This is a genomic window from Tetragenococcus muriaticus DSM 15685, from assembly GCF_000423785.1.
In the GTDB taxonomy this organism is placed as follows: domain Bacteria; phylum Bacillota; class Bacilli; order Lactobacillales; family Enterococcaceae; genus Tetragenococcus; species Tetragenococcus muriaticus.
Map to the genome: position 1 here is coordinate 1 of NZ_AUIQ01000001.1, position 21,180 is coordinate 21,180.

19 protein-coding genes, 1 tRNA gene, 2 pseudogenes and 1 riboswitch are annotated in these 21,180 nt (G+C 35.6%); of the genes and pseudogenes, 18 read left to right on the top strand and 4 right to left on the bottom strand.

Annotated elements, in window-relative coordinates:
* Nucleotides 1–187, bottom strand: a pseudogene (locus G577_RS12315) (IS4-like element ISTeha3 family transposase); the annotation flags it as partial.
* A gap of 219 nt (nucleotides 188–406) precedes the next feature.
* Between G577_RS12315 and G577_RS10770 the strand changes: the two are divergent.
* The 4 genes from G577_RS10770 (at nucleotide 407) to G577_RS0100025 (ending at nucleotide 3,747) form a co-directional block, all read left to right on the top strand.
* A complete protein-coding gene (locus G577_RS10770) occupies nucleotides 407–1,375 on the top strand; it encodes an aldo/keto reductase (protein WP_051176556.1) in 969 nt (322 codons plus the stop codon).
* Nucleotides 1,376–1,584: 209 nt separating this feature from the next.
* Complete coding sequence (locus G577_RS11580) at nucleotides 1,585–2,124, top strand: hypothetical protein (protein ID WP_028789353.1); 540 nt, start codon at nucleotides 1,585–1,587, stop codon at nucleotides 2,122–2,124.
* Between the two features lie 128 nt (nucleotides 2,125–2,252).
* A tRNA-Leu gene (locus G577_RS0100020) sits at nucleotides 2,253–2,337 on the top strand.
* Between the two features lie 192 nt (nucleotides 2,338–2,529).
* A complete protein-coding gene (locus tag G577_RS0100025; RefSeq protein WP_028789354.1) occupies nucleotides 2,530–3,747 on the top strand; it encodes a pyridoxal phosphate-dependent aminotransferase in 1,218 nt (405 codons plus the stop codon).
* A gap of 48 nt (nucleotides 3,748–3,795) precedes the next feature.
* Here the strand turns inward: G577_RS0100025 and G577_RS0100030 are convergent, their stop codons facing one another.
* Nucleotides 3,796–3,978: a hypothetical protein gene (locus G577_RS0100030; protein ID WP_028789355.1), complete on the bottom strand. Its 183-nt coding sequence runs from the start codon at nucleotides 3,976–3,978 to the stop codon at nucleotides 3,796–3,798.
* A gap of 219 nt (nucleotides 3,979–4,197) precedes the next feature.
* On the opposite strand from G577_RS0100030, the gene nagA reads away from it, so the two are divergent.
* Nucleotides 4,198–5,346 carry an N-acetylglucosamine-6-phosphate deacetylase gene (gene nagA / locus G577_RS0100035; protein ID WP_028789356.1) on the top strand — a complete coding sequence of 383 codons (1,149 nt, stop codon included), beginning with the start codon at nucleotides 4,198–4,200 and terminating at the stop codon, nucleotides 5,344–5,346.
* Between the two features lie 29 nt (nucleotides 5,347–5,375).
* Here the strand turns inward: nagA and G577_RS0100040 are convergent, their stop codons facing one another.
* Both G577_RS0100040 and G577_RS0100045 read right to left on the bottom strand, forming a co-directional pair.
* Nucleotides 5,376–5,984: an FUSC family protein gene (locus G577_RS0100040; RefSeq protein ID WP_028789357.1), complete on the bottom strand. Its 609-nt coding sequence runs from the start codon at nucleotides 5,982–5,984 to the stop codon at nucleotides 5,376–5,378.
* A gap of 91 nt (nucleotides 5,985–6,075) precedes the next feature.
* Nucleotides 6,076–7,029 (bottom strand): Gfo/Idh/MocA family protein, encoded by a 954-nt coding sequence (locus G577_RS0100045; RefSeq protein ID WP_028789358.1) that lies wholly within the window; start codon nucleotides 7,027–7,029, stop codon nucleotides 6,076–6,078.
* Nucleotides 7,030–7,166: 137 nt separating this feature from the next.
* Between G577_RS0100045 and G577_RS0100050 the strand changes: the two genes are divergently transcribed.
* The 13 genes and pseudogenes from G577_RS0100050 to wecB all read left to right on the top strand — a co-directional run bounded on the left by G577_RS0100050 (nucleotide 7,167) and on the right by wecB (nucleotide 21,029).
* Nucleotides 7,167–7,679: a hypothetical protein gene (locus G577_RS0100050; protein ID WP_028789359.1), complete on the top strand. Its 513-nt coding sequence runs from the start codon at nucleotides 7,167–7,169 to the stop codon at nucleotides 7,677–7,679.
* Between the two features lie 19 nt (nucleotides 7,680–7,698).
* Nucleotides 7,699–8,490 carry a M15 family metallopeptidase gene (locus G577_RS0100055; RefSeq protein ID WP_028789360.1) on the top strand — a complete coding sequence of 264 codons (792 nt, stop codon included), beginning with the start codon at nucleotides 7,699–7,701 and terminating at the stop codon, nucleotides 8,488–8,490.
* A 7-nt stretch (nucleotides 8,491–8,497) separates the two neighbouring features.
* The gene (locus tag G577_RS0100060) at nucleotides 8,498–9,106 is read left to right on the top strand and encodes a glycoside hydrolase family 73 protein (RefSeq protein ID WP_028789361.1); all 609 of its coding nucleotides are present in this window, start codon (nucleotides 8,498–8,500) and stop codon (nucleotides 9,104–9,106) included.
* A gap of 15 nt (nucleotides 9,107–9,121) precedes the next feature.
* Nucleotides 9,122–9,813: pseudogene (locus G577_RS10780) on the top strand (beta/alpha barrel domain-containing protein).
* A 376-nt stretch (nucleotides 9,814–10,189) separates the two neighbouring features.
* Nucleotides 10,190–11,938 carry a sensor histidine kinase gene (locus G577_RS0100070; protein WP_028789362.1) on the top strand — a complete coding sequence of 583 codons (1,749 nt, stop codon included), beginning with the start codon at nucleotides 10,190–10,192 and terminating at the stop codon, nucleotides 11,936–11,938.
* Nucleotides 11,939–12,667, top strand: coding sequence for a LytTR family transcriptional regulator DNA-binding domain-containing protein (locus tag G577_RS0100075; protein ID WP_028789363.1), 729 nt, complete (start codon nucleotides 11,939–11,941; stop codon nucleotides 12,665–12,667).
* Between the two features lie 156 nt (nucleotides 12,668–12,823).
* On the top strand, nucleotides 12,824–14,323 hold the full coding sequence (locus tag G577_RS0100080; protein WP_028789364.1) for a carbon starvation CstA family protein: 1,500 nt from the start codon (nucleotides 12,824–12,826) through the stop codon (nucleotides 14,321–14,323).
* Between the two features lie 144 nt (nucleotides 14,324–14,467).
* A riboswitch (purine riboswitch) is annotated at nucleotides 14,468–14,563 on the top strand.
* A gap of 62 nt (nucleotides 14,564–14,625) precedes the next feature.
* Nucleotides 14,626–15,207: a xanthine phosphoribosyltransferase gene (locus G577_RS0100085; RefSeq protein ID WP_028789365.1), complete on the top strand. Its 582-nt coding sequence runs from the start codon at nucleotides 14,626–14,628 to the stop codon at nucleotides 15,205–15,207.
* A gap of 188 nt (nucleotides 15,208–15,395) precedes the next feature.
* On the top strand, nucleotides 15,396–16,499 hold the full coding sequence (gene purK, locus G577_RS0100090) for a 5-(carboxyamino)imidazole ribonucleotide synthase (protein ID WP_028789366.1): 1,104 nt from the start codon (nucleotides 15,396–15,398) through the stop codon (nucleotides 16,497–16,499).
* A gap of 16 nt (nucleotides 16,500–16,515) precedes the next feature.
* Nucleotides 16,516–17,814 carry an adenylosuccinate lyase gene (purB, locus tag G577_RS0100095; RefSeq protein WP_028789367.1) on the top strand — a complete coding sequence of 433 codons (1,299 nt, stop codon included), beginning with the start codon at nucleotides 16,516–16,518 and terminating at the stop codon, nucleotides 17,812–17,814.
* 10 nt (nucleotides 17,815–17,824) lie between these two features.
* A complete protein-coding gene (locus G577_RS0100100; protein ID WP_028789368.1) occupies nucleotides 17,825–18,739 on the top strand; it encodes an aldo/keto reductase in 915 nt (304 codons plus the stop codon).
* Nucleotides 18,740–18,889: 150 nt separating this feature from the next.
* Nucleotides 18,890–19,867: a GMP reductase gene (gene guaC / locus G577_RS0100105; protein ID WP_028789369.1), complete on the top strand. Its 978-nt coding sequence runs from the start codon at nucleotides 18,890–18,892 to the stop codon at nucleotides 19,865–19,867.
* A 49-nt stretch (nucleotides 19,868–19,916) separates the two neighbouring features.
* Nucleotides 19,917–21,029 (top strand): non-hydrolyzing UDP-N-acetylglucosamine 2-epimerase, encoded by a 1,113-nt coding sequence (wecB, locus tag G577_RS0100110; RefSeq protein ID WP_028789370.1) that lies wholly within the window; start codon nucleotides 19,917–19,919, stop codon nucleotides 21,027–21,029.
* Nucleotides 21,030–21,180 lie beyond the last annotated feature (151 nt).

The window sequence follows — 21,180 nt, forward strand, 5'->3', positions numbered from 1 at the left end:
TGAGGACTTGGTTCAAGGTCTTGCCCTTAAACACTAAACTGAAAAGAAAAGTAAAAATAATGGCGGGAGAATAGCCTTTTTGCTTACAAATAGAGGTTTGTCGTAAAAATTTCAGGACGTTCAGTTCAGAAAAAATTGCGTTCATTTCATTTGGTAATTGATTTTTGATGTTTTTTAAGTGTATCATAAGAGCAAGAACTCCTTGTTTTTAGATTTGTCGTTAAATCCATTATAAAACAAAAGGAGTTCTTTTTGTATCCTTTGAACAAAAGTCAAGCGAACCATTATTTTACTATCAGCGTTGTTCTATCAAAGGGACATCATCATTTTGGGTATGCGAAACTTGCGTTAATAATAGCAAAAGTTTTAAAATAAAGCTTAGAATAGAAACAAGGAGGAATAGAAGATGTCAACTAAAGTAGAACTTGGAAAATCTGGATTAAATATTAATCCCATTGGTTTTGGTGCAAATGCCATCGGCGGACATAACTTATATCCTAATTTAGATGAGGATCAAAACAAGCAATTATTGAAATATGTGATTCATTCAGGCATCGATTTTATAGATACAGCTTATGTTTACGGATTAGGTCGCTCCGAAGAATTAATCGGAGAAGTCGTTAAAGAATTAGGTAATCGGGATCAATTAGTTATTGCTTCTAAAGGTGCACAAAATGGCGATGATCTTGATAATTCTCCGGAGTTTTTGAAACAAACGGTGTATGAATCTCTTAAACGTCTACAAACAGATTATATTGATCTGTTTTATATTCACTTTCCAGATGATCATACGCCTAAAGATGAATCTGTACAAGCTTTAAAGGAATTAAAAGATCAAGGGCTTATTCGTTCTATCGGCGTATCGAATTTTTCTTTAGAACAACTTAAAGAAGCTAATAAAAATGGTGACGTGGATGTATTTGAAGGCTATTATAATTTGTTACATCGTGATCCAGAAAATGAATTATTCCCTTATTTACGAGAAAACGATATTTCTTTTGTTCCATACTTCCCATTCCAATCAGGTTTACTAACTGGTAAGTACAATGGAGATGAAACTTTTCCTGAAGGAGATTTACGTAGTGGACAAGAAGATTTTCAAGGAGATAAGTTTCAAGAAAACATTAAGAAAGTAGAACAATTGGAAAAAATTGCTACAGCTAAAAACACTTCTATTGCAAATGTTGTCCTTGCTTTCTATTTACAAATCGATGTTATCGATGCAGTGATTCCAGGAGCGAAAAGAAAAGAGCAAGTGGACAGTAATCTAAAAACTCTTGATGTTACGCTAACAAACGGGAGAATGAAAAATAACTTCGTGTCTGCCCAAAAGACGGTTTTTTTATTCAACCTCAATAAACTTGACACATACTGAATTAAACAAAGATGAAGCACAATTGATTGATCGAATTTTTTCCTAATTAAGGGTAAAAGGATCTTACAAAGCCTAACAAAAGATGAAGCACAATTGATTGATCGAATTTTTTCCTAATTAAGGGTAAAAGGATCTTACAAAGTCAATAACCAAACTTTGTAAGGTCCCTTTTTTATGGTATGATGAAGAAAATGAATAAGGGACTGAAGATGATGAAAGAGATTAATCAAATTAAGCGTAAGCATGCTCGCTTTCCAGCTTATTCAGATGATACTGGTGTAAAAATTCAATCAAAAAGGTACCATGCGCCTTTCTCAAACGAGGAAAATTGGATCCTAACGGAAGAAAAGAATGTTCCTTTAACTAAGGCTTCGCAAACAAATAAAAAGAAACCGAGGTTGCGTCCCTCTAAAAAAGAGATTCAAGAAAAAGTTGGTTTAACTACTCAAGAGCAAAGTGAATTGAAAGAACATAAGAAACATTTACCCAATTACGGTTTTAAAGCAGGCAAAGAGACAAAGAAATCTGCACTTAAAAAACCTTCATTCGGCCAAAGGTTTTCATCAGCAAAGCAAAAGGGAAAAAAAGATTCATATTTCGCCTCTGAGCATGTCCCGGCAAAGACAAAAAATAATAATAAAAGAGAAATTATGGATGCTTTGAAAAAGCCAAAAGAAGATTTCTTGTTATTTGATACAGATGATATTGCTTCTAAAGAAAAAGTTCGGAAGAAAAAAACTAGTTATTGAACGCTTATTAAAAGAACCAACCGAAACAAACAAAGCCTATTGTTGAAAAGGTCTACTTACGATAAATTATGCTTTTGAATTTTTATTGACAAAGTCTTAATCATTGTTATAATAATGGCTGTGAGTTTGCGGATGTGTTGGAACTGGTAGACAAGCAAGATTAAGGATCTTGTGAGCATATCGCTCGTGTGGGTTCGAGTCCCACCATCCGCAGAAGCACCTTGGGCCAGTTGGAGATACTACTCTCCAACTGGTTTTTTTGTATTTTTCATTAAAAGTCAAAGCTATAAAACATTAAAAAAAGTTAACATTCGATTGCTTGAAAAAATTTTTTGCTATAATATATTTTTGTAATCTTATTTTATCTTTTGATTTAATAAAAGATTTTTGGAAAGAGGAAAGCTTATGAGAGATTTTGAAAAGTCTGGAAAACTTGAAGGGGTTAGCTATGATGTACGTGGCCCTGTGGTAGAAGAAGCGGATCGTATGCAAGAAGAAGGGGTCAGTATTTTAAAGTTAAATACCGGAAACCCCGCAACTTTCGGGTTTGAAGCCCCTAATGAAGTTGTTCGTGATTTGATTATGAATGTGAGAAGTTCCGAGGGTTATTCTGATTCTAAGGGGATCTTTTCAGCTCGAAAAGCTATCGAGCAGTATTGTCAGTTACGAGATTTTCCTGATGTTACAATAAATGATATTTACACTGGAAATGGTGTTAGTGAATTGATTACTATGTCAATGCAAGGTCTTTGCGATAATGGAGATGAAATTTTGGTCCCTACGCCGGATTATCCATTGTGGACAGCTGCCATATCTTTGGCAGGAGGTAAACCAGTTCACTATATTTGCGATGAAGCTAGTGAATGGAATCCCGACCTAGCTGATATTCGTTCTAAGATTACTAGTAAAACAAAAGCGATTGTTATGATTAATCCTAACAATCCTACTGGAGCAGTTTATCCAAAAAAAATTTTGGAAAAAGTCGTTGAACTTGCTCGAGAATTTGATTTAATCATTTTTTCTGATGAGATTTATGATCGTTTAATCATGGATGAATACACTCACATTCCCATTGCAACTTTAGCTCCAGATCGTCCGGTGGTAACTTTTAGCGGTCTGTCAAAATCCCATCGCGTGGCTGGATTTCGTGTTGGTTGGATGGTTATAAGTGGAGATAAGTCTCACATTAAAGGCTATATTGAGGGATTAAATATGCTCTCGTCTATGCGATTATGTTCCAATGTTTTATCACAACAAGTGATTCAAACAGCTCTAGGCGGTTATCAAAGTGTTGATGATCTCTTGCTTCCGGGAGGCCGCATTTACGAACAACGAGAGTATATTTACAACGCCATTAATAATATTGAGGGGCTTTCAGTAGTCAAACCTAAAGCCGCTTTTTATATGTTTCCAAAAATCGATACAAAACGTTTTAACATTGTTGATGATGAGCAATTTGTTTTGGATTTTCTACACGAATATCATGTCTTATTAGTTCATGGTGGTGGGTTTAACTGGCAAAGCCCAGACCATTTTCGAATTGTTTATTTGCCAAATTTAGATGTTTTAAAGCAAACAACGGATAAGATGAGTGAGTTTTTAGCTCATTATCATCAAAAATGATAAAAAATCTGATTTCATACATAAATAGTATGTATGAAATCAGATTTTTTAGTTATTATCTTCTATTTTACATTCCTTTTTACTAACCACCATACGTCCATTATAACTATCTGCGATCTCTTTGGTGGGGTTGTTAATATTCACTAGATATGAGTTTTCATATTCTTTTTCAATATAACCAGATAATGTGGTATTCTCCCAAGTAAACGTGACTGTTGTGTTTTCTGACATGACCTCGGCTCCTATCTAATTGGTACGAAAATATCTTTTATCATATTCTTACCTTGTTTTAAAAGGACGAAATAATGAAGTCCCTTGCTAGAATATACTATTAATTGATGTGGGATGCAAGAAATATTTTCTAAGCTAAAGTGGTTTAGACCTTTCTTGACTTTATCAAAAAAATAGAGTAGGTTAAATGTAGTAAATTGGAAGCAAGGAGAGAGTAAGATGAGAAAATTTGTAGCAGCAGATAAGTTTTTCTTAGAATCTCATGTTGAAAATGATGGTTATTTAGAAATTAAAGATGGTAAATTTGGTGATTTTTATCGTGAACTTCCAGATGAAGAAGTTACTGTCGTTGACCAAAAAGGTAAGTGGATTGCTCCTGGACTTGTTGATACACATATTCATGGGTTTAAAAATCACGATGTTATGGATAATGACACACAGGGAATGCACGAAATTTCAGAAGGCTTGCTTGCTTGTGGTGTGACTTCTTTTTTGCCTACTACGCTTACTTCAAGCAGAAAGGATTTAACAAACGTAGCTAAAATGTTAGGCGAAGTAAAAGAGCAAGTTACAGGGGCCAAGATTCAAGGAATTTATTTTGAAGGTCCTTTTTTTACAGAAGAACATAAAGGTGCGCAAAATCCTTCTTATTTTAGCGATCCTGATATTAATGTTTTTCATGAATGGCAAAAAGCTTCTGGAAATAATATTAAAAAAATTGCATTAGCACCAGAAAGAAATGGCGTAGAATCTTTTGTCAAACAAGTGAGAAAAGAAGATGTGGTGGTATCTCTAGGTCACAGTAGTGCTACTTTGCAACAAGCAACTGCAGCAGTCGAAGCGGGTGCTGATGTCTTTGTTCATGCTTATAATGGCATGAGTGGTTTAAATCATCGTGAACCAGGTATGGTAGGCGCTTTGTTAACATTACCTAATGTATATGCGGAATTAATTTGCGATGGTTATCATGTTCACCCTAAAGCAGCGGAACTTGTCGTGCAAAGTCTCGGTTATGATCGAGTCGCATTAATTACAGACTGTATGATGGCTGGGGGAATGCCTGAAGGTGATTATATTTTAGGAGAATTTCCTGTAGTTGTTAAAGATGGTACAGCTAGGATGCAAGAAGGGAACTTAGCTGGAAGCATTTTGCAATTAAAAGAAGGCGTAAAAAATGTGGTAGATTGGAATATCGCTACGCCTCAACAAGCTATTACAATGGGAAGTTTGCTTCCTGCTATCAGTTCAAATATCGATGACGTTTGCGGAAAAATAAAAAAAGACCGTGCAGCTGATTTTATTGTTTTAAATCCAGATATGACATTGGCCGCTACGTATTTAGACGGTCAAGAAAGATACCGAGCATAAGGATTAGCAAAAAGACGAAGAAAAAGATATTAACTTCTTTTTTCTTCGTCTTTTTCTTTATCTTGGATTTTCTTATGAACTTTAGCTAAGCTGTCTTGCAAATCTTGTTCTTTTTCTTTTAGGTCTGATAAGTCATTTTCAATTTCTCTTTGTTTTTCAACATTGGGAGGACGTAAAATGGAATTCAAAAATATGGCGACTCCTGTTCCGATAAATGTATCTATAATCCGATCTAAAGCTACAATAATGGAATCCCCTTGGGGAGTAGTTAAGGTAATCAAAATTAACGTGGCGATTCCCGTTATAATTCCTGTATTGTTGCCGATGCCATCTTGAAAAATGATGACACAAGCAACTAATATGGGTAATAAAACTAATTGTAAAAATAAAGTTTGAGGAATAACAGAACGCGCAAAAAGGTAGACCATAGCAGCTACACTACCGACAGTGTTTCCTAAAATACGTTCTTTACCAGAATTCACGGTAGTTGTCATATCTTGTCGCAAAGCAAAAATGGCGGAGATAGTTGCAATTAATGGATTGTCTCTTCCAAGAATATGAAATAATAAAATACACAGTACGACAGATAAAGAAGTCTTGAATGTTCTCATCCCAAGCCTAAATCGTCCGATTTGCATGGAATTCCTCCTTATAGAAATATTTTATTCAATTTTGTGTATTTTTCTATCTGATACAACGAAACTCAAAAAATTGAGCTTCAGTGCATCATCAGGACTCCCAAAATCCACGCATTTCATCTAAGATTTGTATGACATCAGTCGTTAGAGGAAGAGTATTGTTTCGCTCTCCTTCAATTGTTTGGATCATATTTTGTACTTCATAATTGAGAGCATCTTTCGTTTGACCAGCTTCGATTGTTTGAGTTTCTCCTGTTCGATAAGTAATCTCAGCTTGATCTGCTCTAGGATATTCATTAATGGTCATATACCCTTTCTCGTAAGCGACAATCCCTTTTTTAGGCATTTTTGCTTGAAATGATAAGTTAACAGAAGCGAGTTCATTGTGTTCATTTTTTAAAATTGTTATTGATTCTTCGTCAACTCCTGTTTCAAAAGGAACCATTTCGCTGAACAAAACGGTAGGGGCACTAGATAAGAAAAAGCGAGCAAACGAAACGGCATAAGTTCCAATATCTAACAAAGCTCCTCCAGCTAAGTCTGGATTAAAAAATCGGTTGGTAGGATCAGGTTCTTTATAACTTCCAAACGGAGCTTGAATCATTTTTAATTGGCCTAATTCACCAGAATCTGCAATTTCTTTTAATTTTTGATACAATGGCATACTGAAAATCGTCATTGCTTCTTGTAATACTAAGTTATTTTCTTTAGCTAGAGCTGTCTCTTCACGAAGTTCTTCGCTTGTCATTGTAATGGCCTTTTCACATAACACATGCTTTCCCTTTTGCAAGGACTTTGTGATATAGTAATGATGTATGTTATTAGGCACTGCAATATAAACCATATCGATTTGCGGATTATCTAATAATTCTTCTACGGTTTCATAGGCAGAAGGTAGTCCGTACTCTTCTGCAAAAGCTTTTGTTTTTTCAAAATTTCGGGCAGCTACGCCTAAAATACTACTTTGGGAACTTTCAAAGTTACGAGCAAATTGATGAGCAATATCTCCTGTTCCTATGATGCCCCAATGATAATAATTCTGCATGTTAGCTCTCTCCTTATTGCGAAATGTATCGTCTCTATCTTAGTATAACAGATAGATCATAAGAATGACTAAAGTTGGAAAGAAAAGTTTTTATTTTTTCAATATTTTCAGTAAAATAGAAATTGGAGGAATAGAAAATGAACGATATTTATATTAATTTGATTATTAGTACAATTATTGAAAATTTTGGCACTGAAGAAGCATTTTATCAAGACCGTTTAGGCCTCTCATCAACTAGATGGGAAGATTGGAAAAAAGGATTTAGCAATTTGTCGGCTGAAGAGATGCAAAAAATAAAGAATCTTTTCAGTGATTACGAATGGATGTTACTACAAAAGGTATTGCGACAAACAATTATTTATCCAGAAAAACGGACGATTGCAGTAACAGAATTTCGTCGTATGAAAACTAAGATTGCTAGACAATGGTTGAACAGTGGTATCGGTACAGTGGAAATTCTTGATACACAAGAAGAAAATGATACAGGAAAATCTCTTGACTTGCGTGTAACAATTGATTATCAAGAGTGGGGATATGACGATATTATAAATTTCCGTTTACCTGCTTATGTTCAACAACAAATCAATAACGAACAAGTTGCTCTATTAGATTGGGTTAATGACAAATTAGAGGAAACTTATAATTCATAATAAGGAGGTGACCAATTTTTTGAAGCGCTATGTGAGATTTATTGTGCTAGGCATTGCCGCTATTTTTATTATTTACGGGATCAATCGGTTTGTAACTCAACAAGTAGAGGATCCTAATAACGAAGCTTTTGTGGCTGAAGAAACAAATGCAAGCACAGATAGCACCCAAGAAAGTAGGCAGGAAAAGGCTAGAGATGAGCTGCCTGATGTTTCATCTGAAGATTGGTCCCTTACTTTAGTAGGTCCTGACCAACCATTAGAAGAGGAAATTTCTTCTGAACAATTATCTTATATTCCTAATACAAATATGCAATTAGACAACCGTGTTATTGAAGCTTATCAAGAATTTAGCGAAGATGCTCAAAGGGCTGGTCATTCTTTAGTTATTATTTCTGCTTATCGTTCGGTCAGTGAACAGGACCAAATTTTTGATCGGCGAGTGACTCAGTATAAAAATCAAGGAATGGATGAAAACCAAGCAGTTGAAAAGACAAAAGAAACGTCAACAGAGCCAGGGTACAGTGAGCATCATACGGGTCTTGCTTTGGATATTGTGGATGAAAATTGGCAGCAATCTTATTCACAAAATATCTTAGAAGAAAACTTTGGCAAAGAAGATAGCGCAAAATGGATGGCTGAACATGCAAGTGACTATGGGTTTATTCTTCGTTATCCAAGAGGAAAAGAAGAGGTTACTCATATTAATTATGAGCCTTGGCATTTTCGTTATGTAGGACAAGAAAACGCTGAATATATGGAAAAATATGATTTGACGCTGGAAGAATTTCTCGATCAATTAAACGAAAAGTAGGTTGTGTATGGCAAGAAAAAAGAAAAAGCAATTTAAAATCCCTGCCATCATTGTCGGTTTGCTCTTAATACTAATAGGATTTGTCTTTTCCTTAGTGAGTTTAACTGACCCCGTGGATAATAGCAGTCCCCTTATACAACAAGAAGATGAAAACATGACGAAACAAGAATTTATTGACCGACTGCAACCTCATGCGGAAGAATTGCAGGAAGGGTATGGCGTTCTTCCTAGTATTATTATTGGCCAGGCGATTTTGGAGTCTAATTGGGGTACAAGTCAATTAGCTCATGAATATAATAATTTATTTGGCGTTAAAGCAGAAGGCAGTCAAGATAAGGTGAATCTTGAGACAAGAGAATATATCAATCAGCAATGGGTAGTTATTGAAGGAGACTTTCGTGTTTATCAGTCTTGGGAAGAATCAATGGATGATCATACGATGTTATTTGTCAATGGCGTTGATTGGGATCCACAAAAATACGAAGAAGTGTTAACAGCACAAAATTATCAGCAAGCTGCAGATGCCTTGCAAGAAGCTGGGTATGCCACAGATCCTGATTATTCAGAAAAAGTAAAAAACGTAATTGAAAACTACCAACTAGATCAATATGATTAAAGGAGCTGATTGACAATGAGCGAGCAATTTATTCCCAATATTACCACCGAGTTAAGAAAAGATATTGTGAAAGTGCCTGAAGCAATTCAAGAAGCTAGTGGCATTATCGTTTTTGGTAAAAAAATCCGCTCTATTATTTATACAACAGATATTGCGATTATTCGCAATACAAACGCTAATGCTGTGATTGCTGTCTATCCATTTACGCCGCATCCAGCAATTACTAAGAGCATTATCGAAGCCGCCGATATCCCTGTTTTTTCGGGTGTAGGAGGCGGTTTAACACAAGGGACTCGAGCGAATTATATGAGTCTTTTTGCAGAAGCACAAGGTTCAATTGGTGTTGTCTTAATGGGCCAACTCCAGCTAGTACTGTCCAAGAAGTTTGTAAAGTTGTTGATATCCCTGTTGTTAGTACGGTAACAAGTACTTATTCGCTTATCCAAGAAAAATTGGACTCTGGAGTGCAGATTATTAATATTAGTGCAGCAGAAAAAACGCCGGAAGTTGTCGCTTATTTTCGAAAGTTGTATCCCGATCTTCCCATAATGGCCACTGGGGGTCCTACGGATGAAAATATCCGACAAACGATCCAAGCTGGAGCGAATGCTATTACTTATACGCCGCCTTCCAATGGTGAACTTTTTAGTAAAAAAATGGATCTTTACCGCCAACAAGAAATTGATAAATATGAAAGATTACAATAACTCCTTTTCCAATAAAGACAAAATAGCTGTGACATAAGTTGTTTGAGCCATCAAATATCCGAACGATATTTATTGAGGTTTGTTCATCGTGATAAATTTGCGACGAGAACCTGTTAGACCGTAGGAACCAACTTCCTATAGTTTGGATAGTTTTGCTTTACTTTTACTTATGACATAGCTTCTTTTTTATGCCAAGAATTTTTATATAGATATTGTCTTGCGTATCACTTTATAGGAGAAGATAGAAACGTTATCGATGAACTTTTCTTCTAAAAGTGAAAAGCCAACGATATTCCATATGAAAAATCAAGTAGACATAGACGTAAAAACGTTGAGAGATTATAATGAACTCAGTGAAGAAATAAAGGAGAAGACCATGATTTCATTATTCATATTATTACTTGAACGAGTGGGGTTGATTATTCTGCTTGCTTATCTGTTATTGAATATACCTGCATTTAAGCAAAGTTTAATCCACCGTGAAAAATGGACGACGCAGTTTTTGTTAATTTTAATTTTTAGTTTGTTTGCGACCATTTCTAATTTTAATGGAATTGAAATTTTACCAGGAAAAATTATTTCAAATACGCCACTTTTATCGTTGTCTGAGGAAGCTTCTTTGGTAAACACAAGAACATTAACAATTGGTATCTCGGGACTTATCGGGGGGCCTGTGGTCGGCGTTTTAGTGGGAGCTATTTCCGGAATCACTCGCTTTAGCTTAGGGGGAATCGATCCGCAAGTTTATGTATTTTCTTCTTTATTTATTGGGTTAGTCGCTGGATTATATGGGTTAAAATTTATAAAGAGGGCAAATTTTCCATCTCCTGCAAAAGGAATTTTTATAGGTGCGATAGTAGAAGGAATCCAAATGACATGCATACTTGTGCTTAGTCAATCTTTTATAGATGCCTTTCATCTGGTCCGTTTTATCATTTTACCGATGACATTGATCAATAGTTTAGGTGTCGCTGTTTTTTTATCTATTATTCATTCTGCTCAAAAACAAGAACTGCAAACACGTGCTATTCAAACGCATGATGTGCTAAAACTGGCAAATGCAACACTGCCTTATTTTCGTTCAGGTTTGGATGAACAATCTTGTAAAAAAGCTGCGGAAGTTATAAAAAAGTTTATGCAAGTTTCTGCTGTAAGCATCACTGATAAAGAACGGATTCTTACCCATGTTGGTGCTGGAAGCGATCATCATCTTCCATCTCATGAGATAATTACAGATTTATCACATGACGTTTTACGTACAGGAGAAATAAAAGAAGCTCACTCACGTCAAGAGATTGGTTGTGATGTTTCCAATTGTCCGCTTGAAGCTGCGATTGTGATTCCGCTTAAAACCACTGAAGAAACCGTGGGCACATTAAAACTGTACTTTACTAATGCGGAGGAATTAACATTTGTTGAGCGGCAATTAGCTGAAGGACTAGGAAATATTTTTTCGAGTCAAATTGAATTAGGAAAAGCAGAAATTCATGCTAGATTGCTACAAGATGCTGAAATAAAATCTTTACAAGCTCAAGTTAACCCACATTTCTTTTTTAATGCAATTAATACTGTTTCTGCACTGATTCGTGTAGATAGTGAACATGCACGTAAATTATTATTGCGATTAAGCCAATTTTTTCGCTCCAATTTACAAGGCGCACGTCGAAAACTCATTCCCTTGGAAAAAGAAATTGAACATGTGAAGGCGTACCAAGATTTAGAGCAAGCTCGATTTCCCGATCGCTATGAGCTTTATTTTGAAATAGAAGAAGAAATAGAAAATATTGTTGTACCTCCATTTATTATACAAATTTTAGTTGAAAACGCATTTAAACACGCATTTGGCTCAAGAAAAGAAGATAACCATATTTGGGTTAAAGTAGCAAAAAAGGGGGAGTATGCGCTTATTCAGGTGGAAGATAATGGGGTAGGGCTGCCCGAAGATATTGTAAATAAGCTTGGTAAAGAAGTCATTTCGTCTAATGATGGAACTGGTTCTGCTTTAGAAAACTTAAATCGTCGCTTGATCAACTTATTTGGACAAATAGCAGCACTTTCATTTGAGTCTTCCCATGAAGGGACTTGTGTGTCTTGTTTGGTTCCTATCAAAAAGGAGAGTGATTAAATGAATATTTTGTTAGTAGATGATGAGGATTTAGCACGAAATGAACTAAAGTATCTATTACGTCAATGTGAAGAAAATTCTTCTATTATGGAGGCTAACACTGTTCAGGAAGCTTTAGAAATTTTACTTACTGAATCTATCGACCTTGCATTTTTAGATATTCAGTTAACAGACGGATCAGGATTAGACTTAGCAGATAAAATAAGGAATATGTCACGCCCGCCAGAGTTTGTTTTTGCGACAGCATATGATGAGTATGCTATTGAAGCCTTTGAAAAAAACGCCGAAGATTATATTTTGAAACCATTTGAACTCGAACGAGTACAAGAAGCTGTTCGTCGAGTACGACATCGATTTAACAGAGAAAATTCATTAAAAGAACAAGAAACACAAATTTTAGTCAACAAAAGTGTGCCTATTTGGGATCAAGATCGTATAATTATGGTGAATGTAGAGGAAATTTTAGCTTTAGAAGCTTCAAAAGGTGTGACAAAAATTTATACTAAAAGAAAAACTTATCAAACACAAACGCCATTAACTTATTGGGAGAAAAAATTGGATCAGCAAATGTTTATGCGTGTTCATCGCTCTTTTATCGTCAAAATAGGTGCTATTCAAGAAATTCAACCATGGTTTAATCATACCTATCAACTGACACTTACTGAAACATTAAAAATACCAGTAAGCCGATCTTACTTAAAAAGTTTTAAAGAAAAAGTAGGAATTTAAAAATAGTATTTTTGTTTACGTAAAACGAATGATATTGCATTTAAGAAAAGCAGGTATGTAAGTTAGCCTGCTTTTTTATCATTCTGTCTTGAAACTACTTTGTTAAACTTTTCATTATTTATACTAAATGTATGAAATAAACAAGGAGGTTAGAAGATGATTACATTATTAGGTGGCATTGGGATACTAATTTTAGGATACTTTTTCTACGGAACTTATATAGAAAAGAATTTCCAAATTAAACCTGAACGAGAAACACCTGCTAAAGCTCTGCGAGATGGTTATGATTTTGTGCCTATGCCCAAATCTAAAAATGCTATTATTGAATTATTAAATATCGCAGGTACAGGTCCTATTTTTGGACCTATTATGGGAGCGCTTTATGGACCCGTTGCCTATTTATGGATAGTATTAGGTTGTATCTTTGCAGGAGGGGTTCATGATTACATGTTGGGAATGATTTCTTTACGCAATAATGGAGCTCATTTACCTGAATTAGCTAGTAAGTATTTAGGAAAACCAGTTAAGCATATTGTAAACCTATTTGCAATACTACTTTTGTTACTTGTAGCAACGGTTTTTGTTACTTCTCCAGCTAATCTAATTGCAAGTATCACACCTAGTTGGATGACAGTAGGGATCATTACTGTACTCATATTTATCTATTATTTGATTTCAACCGTTCTGCCAATTGATAAAGCCTTAGGCAAGGTGTTTCCTATTTTTGGTGCTATCTTAATTATTAGCACGATTGCGATAGGGGTAAGCTTACTATTTAGCGGCTATAGTATTCCAAATCTTAGTATGCAAACAATGCGTAATTTTAACCCTGAAGGAACAGCTATTTTCCCAGCACTTTTCTTTACTATTTCTTGCGGTGCTTTATCTGGTTTTCATGCAACTCAGGCACCAATGGTTTCACGTACTACTGAAAATGAGCGAGAAGGACGTTTTACTTTCTACGGTATGATGATAGGTGAAGGAATTGTTGCTATGGTTTGGGCGGCAGCTTCAATGTCATTGTTTGATGGACAAACATTAAGTGGAATGATTAATGCTGGTACACCTTCTGCTGTTGTTAACGAAGTTTCTATTATGCTTCTTGGCAATGTAGTGGGAATGATTGCAATTATCGGTGTTATTGTGCTCCCAATATCTTCTGGTTTGTCAGCCTTTAGAAGCTGTCGGACAATAATAGCTGATTATATTGGCTTAAAACAAGATAAAATTAAAAAGATTTTGATGGTTGCAGTTCCTTTATTTGTTATTTCTTTTGCTTTGACTCAAATTGATTTTAATATTTTATGGCGTTATTTTAATTGGGCTAACCAAGTAACCGCGGTTATTGCATTGCTAGTGTCTACTCGTTACCTCTTTTTGAAGGAAAGAAATTATTTTGTGACGCTTGTTCCAGGAAGTTTCATGTTATACGCATGTATTGTTTATATACTCAGTCAACCGATCGGCTTGCAAATGGGGTTAACGCCTCTTTCTTACACTTTATCAGCAGCTATCTCTTTGGGCATATTGTGGCTATTTTGGGCTACAGGGCTTAAGCAAAAATCTTCACTTTCGTCTAATAGTCGATTCTTAAATGACCAGTGGCCTATCAAAACATTAAGTAAAAATAATGAAATCTCTGAACTAGGAAAATAAGATGATAAACATCGAAAACAACGCTTTAGCAAAATCAAGGCTAGAGCGTTATTTTTTATAAAAAAGCGTTATTATTATAATTTCCAACTTTTTATTAGAAAATCAGGGAGCAGTACTTGTAATTTCCTTTTTACATAGGCATAATATTGGTAAGTACTTTATACTTATATATAGCCGTAATTGGACGACTGTTTCTACCCAATACCGTAATATTGGTCTATAAGTAAAAAATTGTGTTTACTTGCACACTTTTTTGCTCGGTCAAAAAAGGTGCTTTTTTAATTGAAAAAGGAGAGTAAAGAATGGAAGAATTGGTTCGTCGTATTCAAGAAGAAGGAAATGTCTTATCTGAAGGAGTTTTAAAAGTCGATCGTTTTATTACTCACCAAGTTGATCCTAAGCTAATGGAGCAAATTGGGTCTCGGTTTGCAGAAGTCTTTTCCCAAAAAAATATTACAAAAGTAGTGACGATTGAGTCTTCTGGTATTGCTCCAGCAATCTATACAGCTCAAAGTTTGGCAACTCCCATGATTTTTGCTCGGAAAGAAAAAAGTTTAACAATGGATGAAGAGTTATTGACAAGTTCTGTTTATTCGTTTACTAAACAATTAGCTAGCACAATTTCTATTTCCCGAAAATTTTTAAACGAGCAAGATCATGTGTTAATTGTTGACGACTTTTTAGCTAACGGTCAAGCTGCTAAGGGATTAATTGAACTATGTCAACAAGCAGGGGCGCAAGTAGAAGGAATTGGTATTGTGATTGAAAAAAGTTTCCAAACGGGTAGGCAGTTGCTAGAAGATATGGATGTCCCGGTTGTTTCGCTAGCGCGTATTGATTCTTTAAAAGAGGGTGAAGTTTCGTTTAAACAAGCTGACGCTTAAATTTAAATAGCGTCCCTTCTATACAAGAGAGTGTTTTTATGAACCAGCTAGGCAGTAAATTGCTCAGCTGGTTATTTATTATTTTTTAGAAAAAATTTTTTAACTACTTGAAGAACACTTGCAGCTGCATAGTTTTCAAGGTATCATTTAAAAGTAGAAATGAAACAATATGGAAAGTAGGGATCAATTTGGTCAGACCTTTGATGCCAGGTGGAACAATTGGTATTGTCGGTGGCGGACAGTTAGGTAAGATGATGGCGATCAGTGCGAAAAATATGGGATTTCATGTAGGAGTTTTAGATCCTGCAAGCGATTGTCTTACCGCGCAGCTAGCCGATTGGAACATTGTTGCTGATTGTGATGATGTACTTGCTTTAGAAACTTTAGCTAAGCGCAGTGATACGGTTACTTATGAAACCAGTAAGATTGGCGTTGAAAGTTTAAATGCTGTAATTGAGTTAGCAAATGTGCCTCAAGGAACCGATTTATTGGCAATTACGCAAGACCGTTTGATGGAAAAATCATTTTTAGAAACCAATAACATTGTCATTCCACCGTATGAAACAATTATTAGTCCTACAGATATTCAAGATGCAGTGGATAGTATAGGGTTTCCTTGTGTGTTAAAAACCACTCGAGATAGCACACAACAATATACTCTAAATAGTATGTCCGACTTTGCGCCTTCAATGGGGTTACTTAGAGAAGGAACTTGTGTATTAGAAGCCTCGATTCCTTTTAAGAAAGAATTGTCTGTTCTAGTTGCGGGAAATGGCCTAGAATATACAACTTTTCCTGTAGTGGAAAATATTTACCGTGATGGTGTATTATTTGAAACAATTGCAACGGCAGATGTAGCTGTAGAAGTAAGTGAAGAGATTCAACGAATCGGCTATCAAATTGGGGAATCTTTGGGATTGCATGGTATTTTAGCCGTTGAAATACTTTTGACCGAAGCAGGAAGTCTTTACGTTACTAATTTAACGCCTAGACCTCACAGTATAGGGAATTATTCGATTGATGTTTGTAATATAAGTCAATTTGATGCACATATACGTGGAATTTGTGGTTGGCCGCTAGGAGATGTCCAATTATTTAGCCAAGCAGTAACGGTTAATATTTTGGGAGAAGCATTAAATACTAGTTTACGATTGATACTAGAAAAATCCAATTGGAATTTTTATTATTATGGTAAAAAAAGAATGGTGAATAATAGAAAAATGGGCCATATAACGATTCCAACATCTACGCCAGATTCAGTTTTAACAGAAATTGCCGCGACGAATTTATAGTTAAAAGGAGAAGAAAATGTTAGCACGTTATACACGTAAAAATATGGGGAAAATTTGGTCGGATGAGAACCGGTATAATGCTTGGTTAGCTGTCGAAATTTTAGCTGATGAAGCCTGGGGCGAATTAGGAGAAATTCCGCAAGAAGATGTGGAAAAAATTAAGTCTAACGCTTCTTTCGATGTTGCTAGAATCCAAGAAATTGAAGCGCAAACAAAGCATGATGTCGTTAGCTTTACTCGTGCTGTTTCTGAAACTTTAGGTGAAGAAAGTAAATGGATCCATTACGGGCTTACTTCTACTGATGTTGTTGATACAGCTTATGGTTATTTAATGAAACAAGCCAATGAAATTTTGCGCCAAGATCTAGCTAAATTTGCTGAAACTATTGGAAAAAAAGCCAAAGAACATAAATATACAGTTATGATGGGAAGAACTCATGGCGTCCATGCAGAACCAACAACGTTTGGGTTAAAACTTGCTTTATGGTATGCGGAAGTAAAACGACAAATGGAACGATTTGAGCATGCTGCTAGTGGTGTAGAAGCGGGGAAAATCAGTGGTGCTGTAGGAACATTTGCAAACATTCCTCCTTTTGTTGAACAGTATGTATGTGAAAAGTTAGGATTAAAAGCTCAAGATATTTCCACACAAATTTTACCGCGTGATTTGCATGCAGAATATATTGCTTCTATGGCATTGATTGCAACAAGTATTGAAAAATTTGGGACAGAAATTCGAGGATTGCAAAAATCAGAGACACATGAAGTAGAGGAATATTTTGCTCAAGGACAGAAGGGGTCTTCTGCAATGCCTCATAAAAGAAATCCTATTGGTTCAGAAAATATGGCTGGTTTAGCGCGTGTTATGCGTGGTCATATGCTTACAGCCTATGAAGATGTTTCTTTGTGGCACGAAAGAGATATTTCGCATTCTTCTGCTGAACGAGTCATTATTCCGGATACGACCATTTTACTTGATTATATGTTACACAGGTTTACCAATATTATAGAAAACCTCACAGTATTGCCGGAAAATATGCAAAAAAATATGGGAGCGACTTTTGGTTTAATTTACAGCCAACGTGTCTTGTTAAAATTAATTGACAATGGGATGACACGAGAAGAAGCCTATGATTTAATTCAACCTAAAACCGCACAGGCTTGGGAAAAACATTTAGATTTTCGTTCCTTATTAGAAAAAGATCAAACAATTACCTCTATTTTGTCTACAGAAGAACTCGATGACGCTTTTGATTATCATTATCATTTAAAACATGTGGATGATATCTTTAGACGGGTAGGATTAGAAGACTAGGAGGGAGAAAATGAAGCAAGTAACTTTTGGGTCAACAAGTTTAAAGGTCTCAAGTATTGTTTTAGGTTGTATGCGCATGAATTCAGCTAATGATCCAGTAAAAGTATTGCAAACAGCAGTAGATAATGGCATCACTTTTTTCGATCATGCAGATATCTATGGCCAAGGTGAATGCGAAGAAATTTTTGCTAAAAGTTTAGCTAACACATCGATTAAGCGAGAAGACTTGTTTATCCAATCAAAATGCGGGATTGTCCCAGGAAAAATGTATGATTTTTCAAAAGAACATATTATTGAATCGGTGAATGGCAGCTTAAAACGTCTACAAACGGAATATTTAGACAGCTTACTTTTACATCGACCGGACGCATTAACTGATCCAGAAGAAGTAGCAGCAGCTTTTGATGAATTAAAAACCCAAGGAAAAGTTCATCATTTCGGAGTAAGTAATCATAGCCCTTTACAAATTAAACTTTTACAAAGTGTTGTTAAACAACCATTAGAAGCTAACCAATTACAATTTGGACTTATGCATTCGGGAATGATAGATGAAGGGTTCAATGTGAATCGTAAAAAAGAATCCCTAAGTCAACAAAATGAAGGCATGTTGGATTTTTCCCGTTTGGAAAATATGACGATTCAAGCATGGTCTCCTTATCAAGTAAGTCTTATAAAGGAAGTATTTATTAATAATGAACGTTTTCCTGAAATAAATCAAAAGTTAGTTGAATTAGCTGAAACATACCATACTACACCTACTGGCCTTGTTTCAGCATGGATTTTACGACATCCAGCGAATATGCAAGTAATTGCTGGAACAATGAGCCCCCGAAGAATTGAAGAGATTGCTCAAGCTTCTGATATTCAATTGAGTAGAAAAGACTGGTATCAACTTTATTTAGCTGCTGGTAATCATTTGCCTTAAAAATAGACGATTGTTCGTGATAAGCGAATGATCGTCTACTTTCTTTATATAGAATCAAGACTTTAATTGCAAATAGAATATATTTACGTTAAGTTTATTAGAGGTTTGAAAAATAACGTGCGAAACGAGAGGATGTTCCCTATGTTTGATATGCAAGTATTTGATTATGAAGACATTCAGCTGGTTCCTAATAAATGTATCGTAGATAGTCGTTCAGAGTGTGACACAAGTGTTACTTTAGGAAGTCATACATTTAAAATGCCAGTTGTTCCAGCGAATATGCAAACAATTGTTGATGAGTCTATTTCCGAATCTTTGGCAAAAAAAGGCTATTTTTACATTATGCACCGCTTTGATGAACAGGCAAGAATTCCGTTTATCAAAAGAATGAAGAAAAAAGGCTTGATTACTTCAATTAGTGTAGGCGTAAAAGAGGAAGAATATACTTTTGTTGACGAATTAGCTAAAGAAAAACTTCTCCCAGACTATATCACGATTGATATTGCACATGGGCACTCTAATGCAGTGATCGCAATGATTCAATACATTAAAAAGAACTTGCCTAATACGTTTGTTATTGCTGGAAACGTGGGAACTCCCGAAGCTGTTCGAGAGTTAGAAAATGCGGGTGCTGATGCGACAAAAGTTGGAATTGGTCCTGGAAAAGTTTGTATTACAAAATTAAAAACAGGTTTTGGTACAGGTGGATGGCAATTAGCTGCTCTACATTGGTGTTCAAAGGCAGCTAGAAAACCAATTATTGCTGATGGTGGCATTCGCACGCATGGCGATATTGCTAAATCTGTTCGTTTTGGTGCAACGATGGTTATGATTGGTTCTTTATTTGCAGGCCATGAGGAATCTCCAGGTGAAACTAAGGTGGAAAATGGAACGGTCTATAAAGAATACTTTGGTTCTGCATCTGAATTTCAAAAAGGTGAAAAGAAAAACGTTGAAGGTAAGAAGATCTGGGTTGTTCATAAGGGTTCATTTCAAGATACTCTAGATGAAATGCAACAAGATTTACAGTCATCGATTTCTTATGCTGGAGGTAAAGATTTAGATTCCATTCGTACGGTTGATTATGCTATTGTAAAAAACTCTATTTTTAATGGAGACACAATTTAGAATGGCTTGATTTTGCCTGGTCTGGTAAAATAACGTTGAGGTGAAAATGATGCCAATTAAAGTGATGTCCATATTTGGTACACGGCCAGAAGCAATTAAAATGGCACCGGTTGTTAACGCATTAAAAAATGATGAACGGTTTGTAGCTAAAACAGTTATTACAGCTCAACATCGCGATATGTTAGATCAAGTATTGCCCATTTTTGATATTGTTCCTGATTATGATTCAAATATTATGGCACAAGGTCAGACGTTAACGGATATTACAACGAAAGTTTTATTAGATTTACACCCCATTTTACAAAAAGAAAAACCAGACATGGTTCTTGTTCATGGAGATACTACCACCACATTTGCGGCAGCTACGGCAGCTTTTTATCAACAAATAAGAATCGGTCATGTGGAGGCTGGTTTACGAACCTGGAATAAATATTCGCCATTTCCTGAAGAAGCGAATAGACAAATGACAGATGTTTTAACGGATTTATTTTTTGCTCCTACTGTTCAAAGTAAACAAAATTTATTAGCAGAAAATCATCCCCAAAATGCTGTTGTGGTAACAGGGAATACGGCTATTGATGCGATGAAGTTTACTGTAAAAAAAGATTACACTGCCGCTTCATTGGCGTCAAATAAGCAGCGGCAATTAGTACTTACAATGCATCGACGAGAAAACTTAGGAGCGCCGATGACACAAGTTTTTTCTGCTTTAAGACGTATTGCTCAAGAGTTTTTGGATGTTACTATTGTTTTTCCTATGCATAAAAACCCTCAGGTACGTCAATTAGCTAAAGAAAAATTGTCAGATTTAGAAAATGTTCGCTTGGTTGAACCTCTGGGTGTTATCGATTTCCATAATTTCATTGCGAATAGTTATTTAGTTTTAAGTGATTCTGGAGGCGTACAAGAAGAAGCTCCTTCCTTAGGTGTGCCTGTCCTTGTCTTGCGAAACACAACCGAACGTCCAGAAGGGGTCGAAGCAGGTACATTAAAGTTGGTTGGAACTCAAGAAGAAGATATCTATCAAGCAACAAAAGAGCTTCTGGTAAACCCGCAAAAATATGCGGCTATGGCGCAAGCTCAAAATCCTTATGGGGATGGCTTTGCCAGTGATTATATTTTAACAGCGATTGAGCAATACTTTTGTCAATATATCAGATAAGAATCAGAAGATAAATCTACAATATGGTCCTGTGCTTATTTTATAAATTGATGAAAAAGTCAGTGATCTCTAGACGATTGTTTTATAACAACAAAAGAGTTAAATGAAAGATGAGAACTAGTGTCTCATCTTTTTTTATACAAAGAGAGTT

What these genes read in the sequence shown, in the direction of transcription:
- G577_RS0100100 (WP_028789368.1), top strand. Translation starts at nt 17,825, where the DNA reads ATGAAGCAAGTAACTTTTGGGTCAACAAGTTTAAAGGTCTCAAGTATT.
- purB (WP_028789367.1), top strand. Translation starts at nt 16,516, where the DNA reads ATGTTAGCACGTTATACACGTAAAAATATGGGGAAAATTTGGTCGGAT.
- G577_RS10770 (WP_051176556.1), top strand. Translation starts at nt 407, where the DNA reads ATGTCAACTAAAGTAGAACTTGGAAAATCTGGATTAAATATTAATCCC.
- G577_RS0100030 (WP_028789355.1), bottom strand. Translation starts at nt 3,978, where the DNA reads ATGTCAGAAAACACAACAGTCACGTTTACTTGGGAGAATACCACATTA.
- G577_RS0100080 (WP_028789364.1), top strand. Translation starts at nt 12,824, where the DNA reads ATGATTACATTATTAGGTGGCATTGGGATACTAATTTTAGGATACTTT.
- G577_RS0100060 (WP_028789361.1), top strand. Translation starts at nt 8,498, where the DNA reads ATGGCAAGAAAAAAGAAAAAGCAATTTAAAATCCCTGCCATCATTGTC.
- G577_RS0100040 (WP_028789357.1), bottom strand. Translation starts at nt 5,984, where the DNA reads ATGCAAATCGGACGATTTAGGCTTGGGATGAGAACATTCAAGACTTCT.
- G577_RS11580 (WP_028789353.1), top strand. Translation starts at nt 1,585, where the DNA reads ATGATGAAAGAGATTAATCAAATTAAGCGTAAGCATGCTCGCTTTCCA.
- G577_RS0100050 (WP_028789359.1), top strand. Translation starts at nt 7,167, where the DNA reads ATGAACGATATTTATATTAATTTGATTATTAGTACAATTATTGAAAAT.
- G577_RS0100085 (WP_028789365.1), top strand. Translation starts at nt 14,626, where the DNA reads ATGGAAGAATTGGTTCGTCGTATTCAAGAAGAAGGAAATGTCTTATCT.
- guaC (WP_028789369.1), top strand. Translation starts at nt 18,890, where the DNA reads ATGCAAGTATTTGATTATGAAGACATTCAGCTGGTTCCTAATAAATGT.
- G577_RS0100025 (WP_028789354.1), top strand. Translation starts at nt 2,530, where the DNA reads ATGAGAGATTTTGAAAAGTCTGGAAAACTTGAAGGGGTTAGCTATGAT.
- wecB (WP_028789370.1), top strand. Translation starts at nt 19,917, where the DNA reads ATGCCAATTAAAGTGATGTCCATATTTGGTACACGGCCAGAAGCAATT.
- G577_RS0100045 (WP_028789358.1), bottom strand. Translation starts at nt 7,029, where the DNA reads ATGCAGAATTATTATCATTGGGGCATCATAGGAACAGGAGATATTGCT.
- G577_RS0100075 (WP_028789363.1), top strand. Translation starts at nt 11,939, where the DNA reads ATGAATATTTTGTTAGTAGATGATGAGGATTTAGCACGAAATGAACTA.
- nagA (WP_028789356.1), top strand. Translation starts at nt 4,198, where the DNA reads ATGAGAAAATTTGTAGCAGCAGATAAGTTTTTCTTAGAATCTCATGTT.
- G577_RS0100070 (WP_028789362.1), top strand. Translation starts at nt 10,190, where the DNA reads ATGATTTCATTATTCATATTATTACTTGAACGAGTGGGGTTGATTATT.